The 16,688-nt window shown below is 38.7% G+C and carries 16 protein-coding genes; 8 read left to right on the top strand and 8 right to left on the bottom strand.

The genetic code is table 11. The features are described from left to right. Positions 1-97: 97 nt before the first annotated feature. Entirely contained in the window at positions 98-868 is a 771-nt protein-coding gene (locus tag V6E90_RS15335) for a TorF family putative porin (protein WP_332605839.1), read from the bottom strand. 740 nt (positions 869-1,608) lie between these two features. Here V6E90_RS15335 and V6E90_RS15330 point away from each other — a divergent pair. Then, positions 1,609-2,901, top strand: coding sequence for an OprD family outer membrane porin (locus tag V6E90_RS15330; RefSeq protein WP_016540788.1), 1,293 nt, complete (start codon positions 1,609-1,611; stop codon positions 2,899-2,901). 99 nt (positions 2,902-3,000) lie between these two features. On the opposite strand, the gene ppa is transcribed toward V6E90_RS15330, so the two are convergent. Together ppa and V6E90_RS15320 are read right to left on the bottom strand one after the other, a co-directional pair. Continuing rightward, on the bottom strand, positions 3,001-3,528 hold the full coding sequence (gene ppa, locus V6E90_RS15325) for an inorganic diphosphatase (protein ID WP_004656389.1): 528 nt from the start codon (positions 3,526-3,528) through the stop codon (positions 3,001-3,003). Positions 3,529-3,643: 115 nt separating this feature from the next. After that, positions 3,644-4,042, bottom strand: a complete 399-nt coding sequence (locus V6E90_RS15320; protein ID WP_004802081.1) for an MAPEG family protein — start codon at positions 4,040-4,042, stop codon at positions 3,644-3,646. 150 nt (positions 4,043-4,192) lie between these two features. Here V6E90_RS15320 and V6E90_RS15315 point away from each other — a divergent pair, with 150 nt between their 5' ends. Beyond that, complete coding sequence (locus V6E90_RS15315) at positions 4,193-4,588, top strand: hypothetical protein (RefSeq protein ID WP_016540787.1); 396 nt, start codon at positions 4,193-4,195, stop codon at positions 4,586-4,588. A 76-nt stretch (positions 4,589-4,664) separates the two neighbouring features. Here V6E90_RS15315 and V6E90_RS15310 read toward each other — a convergent pair whose 3' ends face one another. Continuing rightward, on the bottom strand, positions 4,665-6,344 hold the full coding sequence (locus tag V6E90_RS15310) for a long-chain-fatty-acid--CoA ligase (RefSeq protein ID WP_016540786.1): 1,680 nt from the start codon (positions 6,342-6,344) through the stop codon (positions 4,665-4,667). A 156-nt stretch (positions 6,345-6,500) separates the two neighbouring features. Next, on the bottom strand, positions 6,501-8,720 hold the full coding sequence (parC, locus tag V6E90_RS15305; RefSeq protein ID WP_016540785.1) for a DNA topoisomerase IV subunit A: 2,220 nt from the start codon (positions 8,718-8,720) through the stop codon (positions 6,501-6,503). 277 nt (positions 8,721-8,997) lie between these two features. Between parC and V6E90_RS15300 the strand changes: the two genes are divergently transcribed. The 5 genes from V6E90_RS15300 to V6E90_RS15280 all read left to right on the top strand — a co-directional run bounded on the left by V6E90_RS15300 (position 8,998) and on the right by V6E90_RS15280 (position 12,173). Continuing rightward, entirely contained in the window at positions 8,998-9,504 is a 507-nt protein-coding gene (locus V6E90_RS15300; RefSeq protein WP_023270961.1) for a PAAR domain-containing protein, read from the top strand. After that, positions 9,494-10,255 carry a hypothetical protein gene (locus V6E90_RS15295; RefSeq protein WP_332605838.1) on the top strand — a complete coding sequence of 254 codons (762 nt, stop codon included), beginning with the start codon at positions 9,494-9,496 and terminating at the stop codon, positions 10,253-10,255. The genes V6E90_RS15300 and V6E90_RS15295 overlap by 11 nt, the downstream gene beginning before the upstream one ends. Further along, on the top strand, positions 10,256-10,588 hold the full coding sequence (locus V6E90_RS15290) for a hypothetical protein (RefSeq protein WP_332605837.1): 333 nt from the start codon (positions 10,256-10,258) through the stop codon (positions 10,586-10,588). It begins immediately after the preceding gene. A 1,069-nt stretch (positions 10,589-11,657) separates the two neighbouring features. Continuing rightward, the gene (locus V6E90_RS15285) at positions 11,658-11,834 is read left to right on the top strand and encodes a hypothetical protein (protein WP_332605836.1); all 177 of its coding nucleotides are present in this window, start codon (positions 11,658-11,660) and stop codon (positions 11,832-11,834) included. Positions 11,835-11,837: 3 nt separating this feature from the next. Next, on the top strand, positions 11,838-12,173 hold the full coding sequence (locus tag V6E90_RS15280; protein ID WP_023270964.1) for a hypothetical protein: 336 nt from the start codon (positions 11,838-11,840) through the stop codon (positions 12,171-12,173). Positions 12,174-12,897: 724 nt separating this feature from the next. Here the strand turns inward: V6E90_RS15280 and V6E90_RS15275 are convergent. The 3 genes from V6E90_RS15275 to V6E90_RS15265 form a co-directional block, all read right to left on the bottom strand. Then, positions 12,898-13,542 (bottom strand): trimeric intracellular cation channel family protein, encoded by a 645-nt coding sequence (locus V6E90_RS15275; protein WP_004802075.1) that lies wholly within the window; start codon positions 13,540-13,542, stop codon positions 12,898-12,900. A gap of 52 nt (positions 13,543-13,594) precedes the next feature. After that, positions 13,595-14,065, bottom strand: a complete 471-nt coding sequence (locus V6E90_RS15270; RefSeq protein ID WP_332605835.1) for a YchJ family protein — start codon at positions 14,063-14,065, stop codon at positions 13,595-13,597. 82 nt (positions 14,066-14,147) lie between these two features. Then, positions 14,148-15,731 carry a TerC family protein gene (locus V6E90_RS15265; protein WP_065344194.1) on the bottom strand — a complete coding sequence of 528 codons (1,584 nt, stop codon included), beginning with the start codon at positions 15,729-15,731 and terminating at the stop codon, positions 14,148-14,150. A gap of 326 nt (positions 15,732-16,057) precedes the next feature. Between V6E90_RS15265 and V6E90_RS15260 the strand changes: the two genes are divergently transcribed. Further along, positions 16,058-16,681 carry a TIGR00730 family Rossman fold protein gene (locus V6E90_RS15260; RefSeq protein ID WP_004656405.1) on the top strand — a complete coding sequence of 208 codons (624 nt, stop codon included), beginning with the start codon at positions 16,058-16,060 and terminating at the stop codon, positions 16,679-16,681. Positions 16,682-16,688: the final 7 nt, after the last annotated feature.

Below are 16,688 nucleotides of genomic sequence, written 5' to 3'. Positions count from 1 at the left end.
ATAAAGTACAGAACCCAAACGAGCCAGTTACCAAGTGTATAAAATAAAAAAGCCAGCATGGTGACTGGCCTTTTATGATGCTTTGATAGACCGAAACTTAGAAAGCTTTGGTTAAGGTAAATACTGCGCCAGTCTCAACGCCACGTTTATAAGGTTGAGTCTGCGCATCGATATTGGTACCGATTGCTGCGAGTTCAGCGGTTAAACCCGATACTGATTTGACGCTATAAGTCACACCTGCTTTCCAATCTACATAATTATCTTTCGCATCTTTTTGACCAAAAGCCTCATCAAGATCGACTTTGGTATAGCCAATGCTTGCAACACCACCGAAACCGGTATCAGCGAAAGGAACATTATATGTCGCGTTGACATACCAACCATTTTCGTCAGTGCCAGCAAAATCATTGGTATAGTTCAAACTACCCAATAGACTATCACCAGATGCCAAGACATTTTTAAAGCCTAATTTTGCATAGAGCTCTAACCAGTTCAGATCAGATGCACTTGGATAGCCGTAATACCATAAACCTACATCTAAAGTCGGTTTACTGGCAAATGGAAGTTCAGTCGCATAACCTACATATGGATCTAACTCCAAATGTGGATCTGGAGCGCCAAAGTTAACATTTGAACCCCACACACCTGCATATAAACCAGATGAATGTGTCAATGTAAAACCACCTTGCACCGCAGGATCACCCTCAGTTTGAGTAATACCGCGATAACGATAATCTGTCGTTAACGCAGCGGTTCCAGAAAAGCTAAGGCCGTATTGAGATAATGTATTTGTTTCTTCCGCCATAGCAAAAGTCGAAGTCACTGCACAAATACTCAACGCGATCGCTTTACATGCAAATTTCATCATATTGATCTCCCCCATGATGGATATTCGACTGATTTATGTTTTAAATTGCATCGCAAAGTAATTAGCAATTGCTGTGCCAACTTTAGAAAAAGTACGTCAAATCTCGATTCCGTTCCATAAAAGTGCCGATACAACAATATCAATGCCTCCGAATTGCGCTTTGTCAGGAAATCTTTTTATTTTTTGAGCGATTTCAAGGCAACAGAAATTTTAAGTACTTTTTTTGCACAAAAAAGAGGCACATCTATAAAAACAAAATCACTCGAAATGCTTAAAAGATCGGCGTTATGCCGTAAAAAGCAGCAATGTTCTATAAAGGTGCATGAACAAAAAACTTAAATCAGCCTGAAGCGCTGTAACTATTGGATTGGTCAGTCACTGTCATTCGTCGGGATGTCATTTTTTGCAAATCGACTCGATTGTTTTTTAAACAAAGGAAAAATAACTCTTTCAATAAAAAGAAAAAATACAGCAATAAATCACATATTTTCATAAAAATAAATCAAAAAATAAACAGTTTATTTTGCAACCAAAATAAAACAAATTAATCATTAAAAACATACATTTAAATTTATTTTGGTGACTTTTTAAACGAGAAACAAATCATAAAATTATATAAGTATTTTATTTAATAATAATTAAATTATTTTAATAAAAATCTATCTTTTTTACGCATAACTTATACAATTGGTCAAAATTTCGGTCTTATCCCAAATTTAATTTTTTTAATGAGGCGAGCTATGCCAAAGGCAAATAAACTTACTTTAGCGGTTTTGATTAATGCCGCGTTAATTACCTCAACATATGCAAGCGAACAAAGCGAAGCAAAAGGACTTGTTGAAGATGCCAAAGGGGATATTTTATTCCGTACTGGTTATTTAAATCGTGACAAAAAGAATGGTGTCGAAGACACAAGCTCATATGCACAAACGGCAATGGTGAAACTGGAAACTGGTTTTACTCAAGGTTTAGTTGGCTTTGGTGTGGGTGTTATTGGTGACGGCTCTTTTAAATTAGGCTCAAACAATAATGCTGGTAACGGCATGATCCCACGTGAACGCTTAAATGGTAAAGACAATACTGGCGATACCTATGATCATTGGGCACGTGGTGGCGGTTTTGTAAAAGCACGTATTTCAAATACAACCGTGACTTATGGTACCCAAATTTTAGACATCCCTGTCTTAGCCAGCAATACCACACGTTTGGTTCCTGAATACTTTGAAGGTGTTTTGGCAACTAGCCGTGAAATTGATGGTTTAGAGTTAACTGCGGGTAAATTCACCAAAGACCAATACTCAGATCAGATCAATACCGATGGCCGTCGTCTCGATCGTGCTGTGGTTTGGGGCGCAAAATACAAATTTGATGACAACTTAAATGCCGCTTACTTTGGCTTAGACAGCAAAGATAAGTTAGATCGTCATTATATCAATGTGAACTATAAGCAAGCATTAGACAAAAACAGTGGTTTGACTTATGACTTAAGCGCATACCATACCAAGTGGGATGAAAAAGGCAGTACGTATTCAAGTACAACTGATGATTTGTCTAATCGTAAAAATACCATTTGGGCGCTTTCTACAACGTATAACACAGGTCCGCACAGTGTGATGTTGGCTTACCAACAAAACAATGGCAATACCGGTTATGACTATGGTGAGAATGCTGATGGTGCACAAAGTATCTATTTGCCAAACTCTTACCTGTCTGACTTCATTGGTAACAGTGAAAAATCTGCACAGCTTCAATATAACGTCGATTTTGGTAGCTATGGCGTTCCAGGTTTAAGCTGGACCACTGCGTATGTTTACGGTTGGGACATCAAAGTTAAGAACTTGACTGACAATGCCAAAGAACGTGAATTCTTTAACCAAGTGAAATACACCGTTCAATCTGGTTTTGCTAAAGACGCAAGCTTACGTTTACGTCATTCTTACTACCGTGCAAGCGATGAATATCAAACAAATGCCTACATTGGTGACACCAACGAATGGCGTATCTGGCTTGATATTCCTGTGAAATTATTCTAATTCACCGTCGATCAAGCAATAAAAAAACTCCATTCAAATGAATGGAGTTTTTTTATGATCAGCCACTAAATGAATAGGAACTGATCACACCGACTAAAATTACTTTTTAGCCGCTTCAATCGCTTTAAGTACTTCTGCTTTCGCAACATCCGCACCTTCCCAGCCACTGATTTTTACCCATTTACCAGGCTCTAAATCTTTGTAGTGAGCAAAGAAATGCTCAACTTGGCTGATCAATAACGGTGGAAGATCCGTATATTCTTGAACATCTTTATACAGTGGAGATAATTTTTCGTGTGGAACAGCGATGAGTTTCGCGTCGATACCACCGTCATCTTCCATTTTCAATTTACCGACTGGGCGGCAACGAATCACAGAACCAGCAGCAACAGGGTGTGGAGTTACAACAAGTACGTCTAATGGGTCACCATCTTCAGACAATGTATTTGGCACATAACCGTAGTTTGCTGGGTAGAACATTGCTGTACCCATGAAACGGTCTACAAATAACGCATCTGAATCTTTATCGATTTCATATTTGATTGGCGCTGCATTTGCAGGAATTTCAATGATGACATAGATGTCGTTTGGTGCGTCTTTACCCGCAGGAATATTGCTATAGCTCATATCAACACTCGTTTAATATTGTGAAGTCAGATGTAAATCGGACAGATTATAACGTGAATACAATGAAAATGATGCTAGATATATATACAGCTGGAGAATTTTATAGCCAGTAGTATTAGGTCATTTTGATGGTAATCACGAACAGTAAAATTGGACAAAGCAGAGAGAAAAACCAGATGATGGAACGTAATGTGGCAAGATTGGCTAAATAACAGATCCCATAAATCACACGAAATACAATATAGGCCCAGCCGAGGGTCAGAATAAAGCGTTCTGGTACCACCATATATTCAGCCATCAGGATCGCAGCAATAAACAAAGGCAGGCTTTCAAAACTGTTTTGCTGTACTGCATTGGCACGTGCCGACAAGCCCGTGGTTTTGGCTAAAAACTCACGCGGATTTTGATTATCTTTTGCTTGAAAACCACCTTTTGATTTCGCAATCAAGGTAAACACATACGGCAACAAACATGCGACTATAATCATCAATATAATGCCGCTAATACCTTGCATGCTGAGATCCATCATTTGAAGTTCTTCTGATCATGCTATCATAATCTATAATTTATTGAACTTTCATTTATGCTTGTTCTACAAGCGTTTCTTTTACACCGCGTTTTTGTGTAAAAGTTGTGTTTTTTCATACAGTTTTAAGGTCAAACTATGCAACAGCAAGATCAAAAAGAAATGTTTGATGTTTTGGCACAGCAACGACAACATCAGCTTTTGGTTGATCGTGTCTTGAAAGTCGTGCTCCCAATCATGGCATTTTTACTCAGTGTGATTTGTGCCAATCTGAATTGGCAGTCAACTCTGGGGACATTTGTGATTCTAACAGTGGCCTTTTATGCTGTTGGTATTTATCGCTTAACACTCTGGCACTGGCTCGCAGTGATTGTGCTATATGCTGTTGCCGATAATTATTTTAGCTTTAATGGCATTGACCCAACCCGTTTACGCTTTCAATTGGCAACTATGGTGGTATTTGTCGGCATTGTTGGAATCGGACGTCCTTATATCGACCGTTGGTTAATGAAATCAAATAATAGTACTAAATAAATCCAAATAAAAAAGCGCCGCAATTGCGGCGCTTTTCCAGTACCTCCCTTTTTTAAAGGGAGGCTAGGTGGGATTCTTAAGCGGGTTTACGTAAATCTTTACGTAAGATTTTACCTACGTTAGATTTCGGTAATTCTTCCATAAACTCAACATAACGTGGGCACTTGTAGCCTGTTAGGTTTTGTTTTGCATAAGCAATAATTTCTTCAGTGGTTAAAGATGGATCTTTTTTCACAATGAATAATTTTGGCACTTCACCTGATTTTTCATCTGGAACGCCAATTGCAGCCACTTCCAATACTTTTGGATGCTTCGCAATCACTTCTTCAATTTCACTTGGGTAAACGTTAAAACCAGACACCAAGATCATGTCTTTCTTACGGTCAACAATCTTCACATAACCACGTGAATCCATCACACCGATATCACCCGTACGGAAGTAATTGTCAGCCGTCATCACTTTCGCAGTTTCATCTGGACGGTTCCAATAACCCTTCATCACTTGTGGGCCACGGATCGAGATTTCACCTTGTTCACCCAGTGCAACTTCGTTACCGTCATCATCCAAAATCGCAACTTCAGTTAATGGCAATGGGATACCAATCGTGCCACTGAATTCAGTTGTTGCAGGTGGATTTGCGGTTGCAACTGGAGACGTTTCAGATAAGCCATAACCTTCGATAATGGTTGTACCTGTGATCTTTTTCCATGCTGCTGCAGTCGATGGCAATACCGCCATACCACCGCCCATTGCCATCTTCAGATTGCTATGGTCAAGTTGTTTGAATTCTTCGTTATTCACCAAAGCATTAAACAAGGTGTTTACCGCTGGGAAGAATGAAGGTTGATATTTACGTAACTCGCCAACCACTGCTGGTAAATCGCGAGGATTCGGGATCAAGATATTGGCTTGACCTTTGTACATACCGTAAAGCGCACACACCATGAATGCAAAGATGTGATACAGCGGTAATGCACAAACGATGCGATCACCTTTAGCACTATCAGAAGCACCAAACTTACTTGAGAAAATCGCTTCACACTGCAGTAAGTTCGCGACAAGGTTACGATGCGTCAGTTCTGCACCTTTAGAAACACCTGTGGTACCACCCGTGTATTGGAGGACCGCAGTATCACTTAAAGTTAAGCTTGGACGTTTATAATTGCTTGGATTGGCTTTATTTAATGCAGCATTAAATTTGGTATGGCCTGGGATATTCCATGCAGGAATTTGCTTACGTACTTTACGTAAAACGAAGTTGACCAGTGTCCCTTTTAAGGTACCCAACATATCACCCACAGAAGCCACCACAACATGCTTCACAGGTGTTTTACCAATAATGCTTTGATAAACGCTGGCAAAGTTTTCAATGATCACCAACGCTTCAGCACCAGAGTCATTCAATTGATGCTCAAGCTCACGCGCTGTATACAGTGGGTTCACGTTTACAAGTACCAAACCTGCACGGAACACACCTAAAGCCACCACTGGATATTGGAAAACGTTCGGCATCATCACCGCAACACGCGTTCCTTTTGCTAAACCTAAGCTTTGTAAATAAGCAGCGAATTTACGGCTAGCGACTTCTAATTCATTAAATGTTAAAACTTTATCCATGAAGATAAAGGCATCGCGTGAACCAAATTTTTGGAAATTGCGTTCAAAAATATCAACAAGTGAGGTGTTTTCAGCAGGCAGTTCAACTGTTTCTGGAATTCCTGTCTTTTGGTATTCAGCAAACCAAATCTTTTCCATAATGCCATTATCTCCGAGTGGTAATCCTTAAAAATGTAACAACGTTACGTCCATGACAAAACATTTTTTTTAACTTTTTGAATTGCCCTGTCAATCTATTCAAACAATATGAATACATTGCCATATATAACGTATTTGTATCACAGAATACTAGCCTTATCTCTGAATGAAGAGTCTATTTGCTTTTTGATATCCACGTGGTAAAAGTTGCCCCTTTGTTGCTCTTTTTCCTAGATATTTTTGGAGATCGTCCCCTTTCAGTTTTAGATGCTGTTGTCCTGCAGCGACTTGGATTATTTCATCTAAACTCAGGGTTGTCATGGATAAAATTTGCTCTTTTTCATCAAGTTGTATCAACTTGTTACCTTTACCTTTATTCAGAACAGGAAGTTCTGCTAAATCAATAATCAGTAAACGCCCTGATGAACTGAGGATCGCAACATGGCTTGCTTGCTGGATCGGAAGCAGTGGTAAAGCTGTTCCCTTATCTGCAACCGTCAAGAATGCCTTACCGGCTTTGGCATTGGTATCCAATTGTGCAGCTTGGGTTTTAAAGCCATAACCTTTAGAACTGACCGCAAGTAATTCATTATTATCGTCATCAATAAAGACTTGGATAAATGAAACCCCACTGGCTGGAGACAGTTTAGAACTAAGCGGCTCACCTAAACCACGCGCTGACGGTAAGCTGCTAATTGGCAAGGCATAACTACGCCCAGTTTCATCCAAGAAGTACACTCGTTGATTGGTTTTACCGACTGCATGACTTAAATACTGGTCGCCAGCTCGGAAGTTAAGATTAGCAGCATCCACTTCCGCACCTTTGGCTGCGCGGACCCAACCTGCTTCCGACAACACCACGGTCACCGCTTCGGCTGGCATTAAATCTTGTTCTTTAATCTGTACCGCATCTGCACGGACCACGATTGGTGAACGGCGATCATCACCAAATTTTTTCGCATCTTCTTTTAATTCACCGATAATCAAATTTTTCAATGATTCTGGATTTGCCAATTGCTCACGAATAATGGCAGCTTTGGCTTCCAGTTCTTCTTGCTCACGGCGAATTTCCATTTCTTCAAGTTTGGCTAAATGGCGAAGCTTGAGTTCTAAAATGGCTTCAGCTTGAATTTCATCAATACCAAAATGCTGCATCAATACAGGTTTTGGCTGGTCTTCTTCACGAATAATCCGAATCACAGTATCAATATCTAGGTAGGCAATTAAAAGACCTGCCAAGATATGTAAACGCTTTTCAATTTTGGTTAAATGGTATTGCAAACGACGCGTTACCGTTTGCTTACGAATCTCAATCCACTCTAACAAGATTCGGCGAATCGATTTCACCTGTGGACGACCATCCGCCCCAATCATGTTCAGGTTCACGCGATAGCTGGATTCTAAATCCGTGGTTGCAAATAAGTGACTCATCACCGTTTCTGCATCGACACGGTTAGAACGCAGTACAATCACCAAACGGGTTGGGTTGCGATGATCAGATTCATCTCGAATATCTGCCACCAGTGGCAACTTCTTGGCAATCATTTGATCGGCAATTTGAGTCACAACTTTTGAACCAGAAACCTGATAGGGCAATTCGCTAATCACGATTTCATTTTTCTCGACCGTATACACTGCTCGAACACGATAGCTACCACGACCTGTGGTTTGAATTTTAAGTAATTCTTCAGGCGGCGTAATAATCTCGGCTTTGGTCGGTAAATCTGGTGCAGGAATATATTCTGCTAATTTTTCATCAGTGGTTTCAGGGTTACGAATCAGCGCAATCGTGCCCTTCACCACTTCACGCAAGTTATGTGGCGGGATATCGGTTGCCATCCCCACCGCAATCCCCGTGGTACCGTTCAATAAAATATTGGGAATACGTGCAGGTAAGGTGATGGGCTCTTTCATCGAACCATCAAAGTTATCCTGCCATTCGCTGGTGCCCTGTCCGAGTTCGCTCAGTAATAACTCACTATAAGCCGAAAGTTTAGCTTCGGTATAACGCATGGCCGCAAATGATTTTGGGTCATCAGGTGAACCCCAGTTGCCCTGACCTTCCACCAATGGGTAACGATAGCTAAATGGCTGTGCCATCAATACCATCGCTTCATAACAGGCTGAGTCACCATGTGGATGGTATTTACCGAGTACGTCACCGACGGTACGTGCCGACTTTTTCGGTTTACCGGTCGACTTTAAACCCAGCTCGCTCATCGCATAGACAATACGGCGCTGTACAGGCTTTAAACCATCACTGATATGGGGCAATGCACGATCCATAATCACGTACATGGCATAGTTCAAGTAAGCCTGCTCAGTGAATTCGGCTACGGAACGGTTTTCTGTTGCATGATGTGCAAGGCTGGTCATTTCAGCGAGTCATCCAAAATCATTTATTATCGTCAATGTTTTGTATGCTATGTGGATGAAGGCGTTGTGACAAGCCCTTGTTGTTGTTTAAACGTCAAATGGTGTCTTGTTGGTTAAGGCATAACTTCTTTTCTAGACATTCTGTAGTTCCACTCCTACGCCACCTTTGTATATAAAAAGTAAAAAATATTAACAAAGCCATGAACCCCAACTATTATTAAGAATAATTTAATTAATTTTTTATATTAAATTTAAAAACAAGAACAGGAATCAAAAAATGAGAGCATTTGGAGTTAATGGATCAACGACAAATCATGGTGGTTTTGTACAAGCAACACAACAAAGGAGTTCCTTCAATGGACAATTATTTTTAAGGGCTGGGGATGGCTTTTTTTGTCCACGTTGCAAATGCTGGTCAACCTTATTAAAAAGTAATGACCATGTCATCTTTGATGGTATCGCGGTTGCCTTTGTGGGTGATTTATTTTCCTGTGGCGCTTCTTTACAACCCAAACAAAGTTATGTCATTGGCGATGCAGGCGGCGCACCATGCCCATCAGCATTTCGAGCAGAATCCTCACAACGCTACTCTGGTCAATTTCAACTCATCAATGAAGATGATCAACAACCACTTGCCCATGTGAAATATGTCATTGAACTTGCAAGTGGTGAAAAAATCCAAGGGACAACCGATGCTTCAGGCCATACGCATAAATTAAATGAAAAAGAACAAGCTGAAGGAATCAGCATAAGAATAGAAGAGTCTGATGATCATGGTTACTAAAAACGAATATCGCACAACAACCAAACAAAATGCTCAAGTTGAACAGGTCAAAATGAATTTGCCTGTTCGTCTAGTTCTATATGGTGGTGCAAAATCTTTAGCTGACAATGGGGCTTTTTTCCATGCATCCAAAAATGTGGTTAAAGACTATAAAAATGATTTACCTGTTAAATCTTATTTTATCTCTCAAGGAATAAAACAGCTGATTGATACAATAAATGCGCAAAAAGAAAACTCTATCCAATCTCTAGATATTTTTGGACATGGTTCAGAAGAAGGGCTTTATACTGTAATCGGTGCATCTTTGCATAAAAGCTTAACAGAACAAGATGTTAACTCTAAAAACTTGGCCTCAAACCTATACATAAACACTATGAGAAAATTGAAAAGATGGGGGCCGACCGGTAACAACGACTGGAATAATTCATACACTATTTCAGATATTAATTTTAAAGTGTTTACTCATGAATCTAAAATAGAAATACATGGCTGCCATACTGCTTTGGATCGTCGAAGTGATACGCTCGCTGCTCTGTTATCAATTGCTTTATTTAAGGCAGATAAAAGTAAAAGCGTGGTAATTGGTCATTCCGACTTTGCCAATCCCAATCGAGGTGGAACTAAAGAAATTGCCAAGCAAGATTACCGACATGAGGAACGGGTGATCTATAATAATGGCAAAGTAATTGCAAAGACACGTATAGAGGGAAGAATATCACCCTCATTTATCAAAAAAGCCTTAGGTGAATAAATGGAAGATTATAATTATTGGATAACTGTTTATGCTGTCATCTTTACGATACTCATTGCTTCTTTAAGTTTGAACTCTATTTTTCTCATAAAAGATAAAGTGAATAAAATTCTATCCTTTTTTGTTTTCTCTGGTTTATACGCCTTAATTATAAGTTATTTTTTTGAAAAAGCTTCTATTGGCTATACTCAGCAAGAACTATTACCAATGTTTATATATAAGGGCTATAAATCACATCTTTTTTATGGAGGAATATACTTTTTATTTTCAGTAGTTATATTTATTATCCTTATTTTTAGAATAATATTAACTAAAAATAAAAAACAAAATTAATCAATAATTTATTTTTTTAAAATTTATAAATTCAGGTAAATATAAAAGTGTTGTAATTGGTCATGCATCTAAAGCAAATCCAAACATTGATGGTACAACCTCTATTAAAGAACAAGATTATCGGCATGGTATTCGAATAATTTTCCATAAGGGAAAAGCCATTAAAAAAGTGACAAGTTCAGGTAGAATATCTGCTGATATTATAAGATCAGCTTTAGGAAACTAATTTATGGAAAATATAGACCATTGGATTAATATTTATAGTATATTTTTTCTATCTCCATTCTTTCAGTTGCATTTAACCTCTCACTTTGGGTTAAAGATATTGTTAATCGAATCTTATTAACCATCACATTAACAGGATTAATAAATTTTCTATTAAATTGGTTTATATTCCCAGAATTATCAATAAGCTATAAACAGCAAGAAGAAATAGCTTCTTTCATATATCTTGGTTTTTATAACAATTTATTTTTCAACTTCATCCCAGCTACAATATCTTTATTATCTTTAATTATTATAATCATTAGAAATCTACCTAAAAATATTTTTAGTAGAAAAAAGGAGTAAGACTAAGACGCAACTAAGAAGAAGAGGAAAATTCTTTGACCTCCTTTATCAAAAAATCTTTAGGTGAATAAATGGAAGATTATAACTATTGGATTACGGTTTATTCTGTAATTTTCACTTTATTAATCGCATCATTAAGTATAAATTCCATCCTACTCATAAAGGGGAAAATTAATAAACTGCTATTCTTCTTCTTTTTTTCAGGAATATATTCCATTATTTTGAATTACTTTTTTTCTTATGCTTCTATAGGTTACATGGAACAAGATTTTTTATCTACTTTCATTTACAAAGGGTATTCATCCAATCTTTTCTTTGGAATTCTACTTCCAATAATATCTGTCACATCTACAGCAATCATTCTAATAAGAATTATCTTAAATATAAGAAATTTTTATTTGAAAAAAACTTAATCGTCACACTGTTTTCTATCATCGATAGTAATACGGCTTGCTGCACTGCTATCAATCTTTTATTTAAGACGAGTAAAAGTAAAAGCATGGCAATTGGTCATGCATCTAAAGAAAATCCAAGCATTGATGGTACAACCTCTATCAAAGAACAAGATTATCAGCATGGTATTCGAATAATTTTTCATAATGGAAAAGCCATTAAAAAAGTGACAAGTTCAGATAGAATATCTACTGATATTATAAGATCAGCTTTAAGGAACTAATATATGGAAAGTATAGAGCATTGGATTAATATTTATAGTATATTTTTCTCTATCTCCATTCTTTCAGTTGCATTTAACCTCTCACTTTGGGTTAAAGATGTTGTTAATCGAATTTTATTAACAATTACATTGACAGGAGTCATACGTTTTGCTTTGAATTGGTTTATCTTTCCTGAAGCTTCTGTAGGATATACTCAACAACAAGAAATGGCATCTTTTATCTACCTTGGTTTCGATAAAAATTTATTTTCTGGTGCTCTCCCATTCTTTCTTTCTATCTTTGCTTTAGTTGCTTTAATTTATAGAATCCTACCTAGACACAAAAAATGTTTTAGGTGAATAAATGGAAAATTATAACTATTGGATAACTGTTTACGCTGCCGTCTTTACTGTACTCATTGCTTCTTTAAGTATTAACTCTATTTTTTTCATAAAAGATAAAGTGAATAAAATTCTATTCTTCTTCGTTTTTTCTGGTCTATATTCTTTTATATTAACTTACATTTTTCAAAAAGCTTACATTGATTACACCCAGCAAGAACTTCTATCTAAATTTATTTACACTGGATACAAAAGAAATTTTTTTTATGGTTCCATATATAGTATTTTCTCAATTTTAATTTTACTTTTAATTATATTAAGAAAATTTTTAACAAAGAATACCACATTGAATTTAAAAAAAAGAAATAGGTAAGAAAATGGAAGATTATAACTATTGGATAACTATTTATGCTGTTGTCTTTACTATACTCATTGCTTCTTTAAGTTTGAACTCTCTTTTTTCATAAAAGATAAAGTGAATAAAATTTTATTTTTCTTCATTTTTTCAAGATTATATTCTTTAATTTTAAGTTATTTTTTTGAAAAAGCCTCTATTGGCTATACTCAACAAGAAGCACTACCAACTTTCATTTACAAAGGGTATCAAGCACACTTATTTCAGTACAATATCTCCGTTTTTATCGCATTTATTTCACTTATTGCTCTTATTATAAGGTTTTATACTAAGAGGAAACATAAAATTAGCAGTTCCTCTTTGTAAGAAATAAAATCCAACTAAATCTCAATGCTCATCTGTGGAAGAAGCAGATTCTGCATCATCTTCTTTATAGATAAATTTCGGCATTTCCAGACCAAAATAAATCGCAATCAAACGAAGCGTAAAGCCAAAGACCAAGGTGAAAATCACAGTAAGATCGTGTGGCAAGCCAACTTCCAAACAGACCCAATAACAAATCACGGCGACAAAGGAAATACTGGCATACAACTCACGGCGGAACACCAACGGTACGTCATTACACAAGATATCACGCAGAATACCACCCGACACTCCAGTGAGTACCCCAGCGACTGCAGACACCACAAAACCATGTCCCATCGATAACGCAATCTGACAACCAATAATGGTAAAGCCGATTAAGCCCAAAGCATCTAGAACCAAGAAGATATTGCGCAGATGGCGCATCCACTTGGCAATAATAATGGTGACAAAGGCAGCAATACAGGTCAGCACCAAATATTCAGGATGCTTCACCCATGTCAGAGGATAATGTCCGAGTAGCACATCACGTACCGAGCCACCACCCAATGCCGTGACACAGGCAATCAGTACCACACCAAACCAGTCCATACTGCGTCGACCTGCGGACAATGCGCCCGTCATCGCTTCCGCAGTAATGGCAATAATATAAATCACGGTGAGTAACATCTGCCTACATCCCTAAATCAGGCGTAAAAGTGTGCGCTATTCTAAGACAAACTTAGATGAATTGTGCACAACATTGCTTAAATTTTTTCCCCGAGCCACAAATGCAGGGTTGTTTCATGGTGATTTGCATGTCCAGAGTCGGGTCAAGGAAATACCACTGCTGTTGATGTAATACAAAATGTGAAATTTCATGATGAATATGGGCTTGCGTACCATCATGATAATGTGCCTTGAACTCAACCAGCGCATGGGTTTTGTCTAGCTTGGGCTGATGCTGCACCACGTCCAGTTTGAGCCATTGATTCGATTGGCTCCAGTCGGCAATCGCAGCTCGATCTAAAGCGCCTTGTTGCCCTAAAGCTGTCGTTTGTAAAATATAGTCGATCTGCTGCAAGGCAAAGGCACTATAACGTGAACGCATTAATTGCTCGGCAGTTTGAGCAAACTGCTGTTTTAAATGTAAAGGCTGACAGCACGCAGCATATTGCCCCTGTCCGCAAGGACAGTATTGTGACAATGTCATTTGCAACTCTCAAATAAAATAGCCCCGAACCAAACCAGTGTTAAACAAAGGTCAAACTCAGGGCTGTTCGGGAACGACTAAATTATTTCTCTACCGTTTTTTCTTTCGCAAGAATGCGCACTTTTTCAATTTTGTGCCCATCCATGGTGACCACTTCAAAGCGATAGCCATCGACTTCAATCATGTCACCATTTTCAGGTAAGCGACCTAAATGGAATAAGATATAACCTGATAACGTTGAGTACTCTTCGCTTTCATCGACCAAATCTTTGCCCAATAACAAAGACACATGACGAATATCAGTTGAACCTTCCAGCAACATCGAACCATCATCTAGACTCTCCGCAGTTGCTTCCAATTCGTCTTCATCTGGGAATTCACCTGCAATCGCTTCTAGCATATCAATCGGCGTGGCAATCCCCTCAATCGAACCATATTCGTTCAATACGATTGCCATTTGCAACGGTGCTTGGCGTAATTGTTCCATCACCATCAACACTTGCGCATTTTCATGCACAATCACGGGTTCACGTAGGTGCTTGGTAAAATCAATCGCACCTGTTTCGATGTATTCATTCAACACTTTATGGGTTAACACAATCCCTTCGATATTGTCCAACTCACCACGGGCAATGATCAAACGTGAATGAGTCATCGCCATTAAACGTTCTTTTAACTCGGCAGGATCATCATCCAAGTCTAACCACTCTAACTCTGGGCGTGGTGTCATCACCGACTTGACTGGACGCTCAGATAGGCCCAATACCCCTTGAACCAAGACACTGTGGTAAACCCCATTGTCTTCATCAAAAACTTCTTTGGCATAGGCCTGTGTTGCTAACACATCTTCAGCTTCCTTGTTCTGACTTTCATTACCATTGCTCTTATTACCAAGCATACGCAATACAGCGGAAGCGGTGCGGTAACGCAGATCAGTCGTAGTGACCAATTTCTCTTGGTTACGGCGCATGGTTTGGTTAACCATTTCCACCAACACCGAGAAACCAATCGCAGCGTATAAATAACCTTTTGGAATATGGAAACCAAAGCCTTCGACCACCAATGAGAAACCAATCATCATCAGGAAGCCAAGACACAGAATCACCACGGTTGGATGCTTATTGACGAAATCCATCAATGGACGTGAAGCTAGCAACATGATACCAATCGCAATCGTAACCGCGATCATCATCACCGAAAGCTCTTTTACCATTCCCACTGCAGTGATCACACTGTCGAGCGAGAATACCGCATCAAGAACCACGATCTGTACCACCACCATCCAGAACACGGCATGCACTGGATTTTCTTCTTTATGTGCTTGCTTGCCTTCGATGCGTTCATGCAGTTCCATGGTGCCTTTAAATAATAAGAACACACCACCAAACAGTAGAATCAGGTCTCGTCCAGAAAATGGATGATCAAAAATATGGAACAGCGGTGTGGTTAATGTCACCACCCATGCGATCGAAGCAAGTAAGATCAAACGCATTAACAGGGCCAGAATCAGACCAATTTTACGCGCAGCATTACGTTGTTCTGGTGGTAATTTCTCTGCCAAAATTGCAATAAAAACAAGGTTATCAATACCTAGTACAATTTCAAGCACCACCAGTGTGGCTAAACCAACCCATGCAGCTGGATCTGACATCCATTCCAGAATCATTGAGGTGACTCCTCTGCAAAATCAGCAATATTGTTATGAAGTTGAGATTTTAAAAGGTCGGCACAAACAGCCAAAACATTTTTTTTAGGAAATAAGAACAATACGGAGCGACAACAACCACTACTCATAGAGGGACAAAGATTAATAAAAGGATTTTCAGTATAGGCAAGATTTCAGTGAAATTCATCTTTTTTTATGTTGAGGATGTTTTCAAATTCTTTCCAGGCATGCTAAAAGCCCATTGTATGTAAAATGTGCATAAAACTGTCACAAACCTGATTTAGCCTAGACAAGCACAGTGAAAATGATAAGGTGAAAATAAACGAATGAATAGTGTATTAAGAATGACAGAGAAAAAAAGCATTAACCCGACTCCCATCACCACTCAATCTCTGATTGCCCTCTATTGCGGTTCACGTACAGGTAACAAGCCAATTTACCGAGATAAAGCCATTGAACTTGCCCAGCATATTGCCAACCAAGGTTTTGGTATTGTCTATGGCGGCGCGAGTATTGGTCTGATGGGACAAGTGGCAGATACCGTACTGGAACATAGTGGTGAAGTGGTGGGTGTGATTCCAGAATTTATGCTGGACTATGAAATTGCCCACCATAAACTGACCGAACTCCATATCGTCAACAGCATGCATGAACGTAAGGCACTGATGGCTGAACGTGCCAGTGCCTTTATTGCCTTACCGGGTGGCTTAGGAACTTTTGAAGAGATTCTGGAAATTGCCACATGGGGCCAGCTCAATCAGCACCAGAAACCGATGATCATCTATAACGTCAATCGTTTTTATGATGCCTTGATTGCACAGCTTGATCATGCGGTAGAAGAAGGCTTTTTACCGCCACAGCATCGCGCCAAAGTGATTATTTGCGAAACACTGGAACAGATTTCAAGTGTGATTAAAAACTTAAACACACCCAGCCATATCGAAGTCTAAAACATCC

This window comes from Acinetobacter sp. ESBL14 (genome assembly GCF_036668815.1).
Taxonomy (GTDB): Bacteria; Pseudomonadota; Gammaproteobacteria; order Pseudomonadales; family Moraxellaceae; genus Acinetobacter; species Acinetobacter gyllenbergii.
This window is presented reverse-complemented; position numbering and strand designations above follow the sequence as displayed.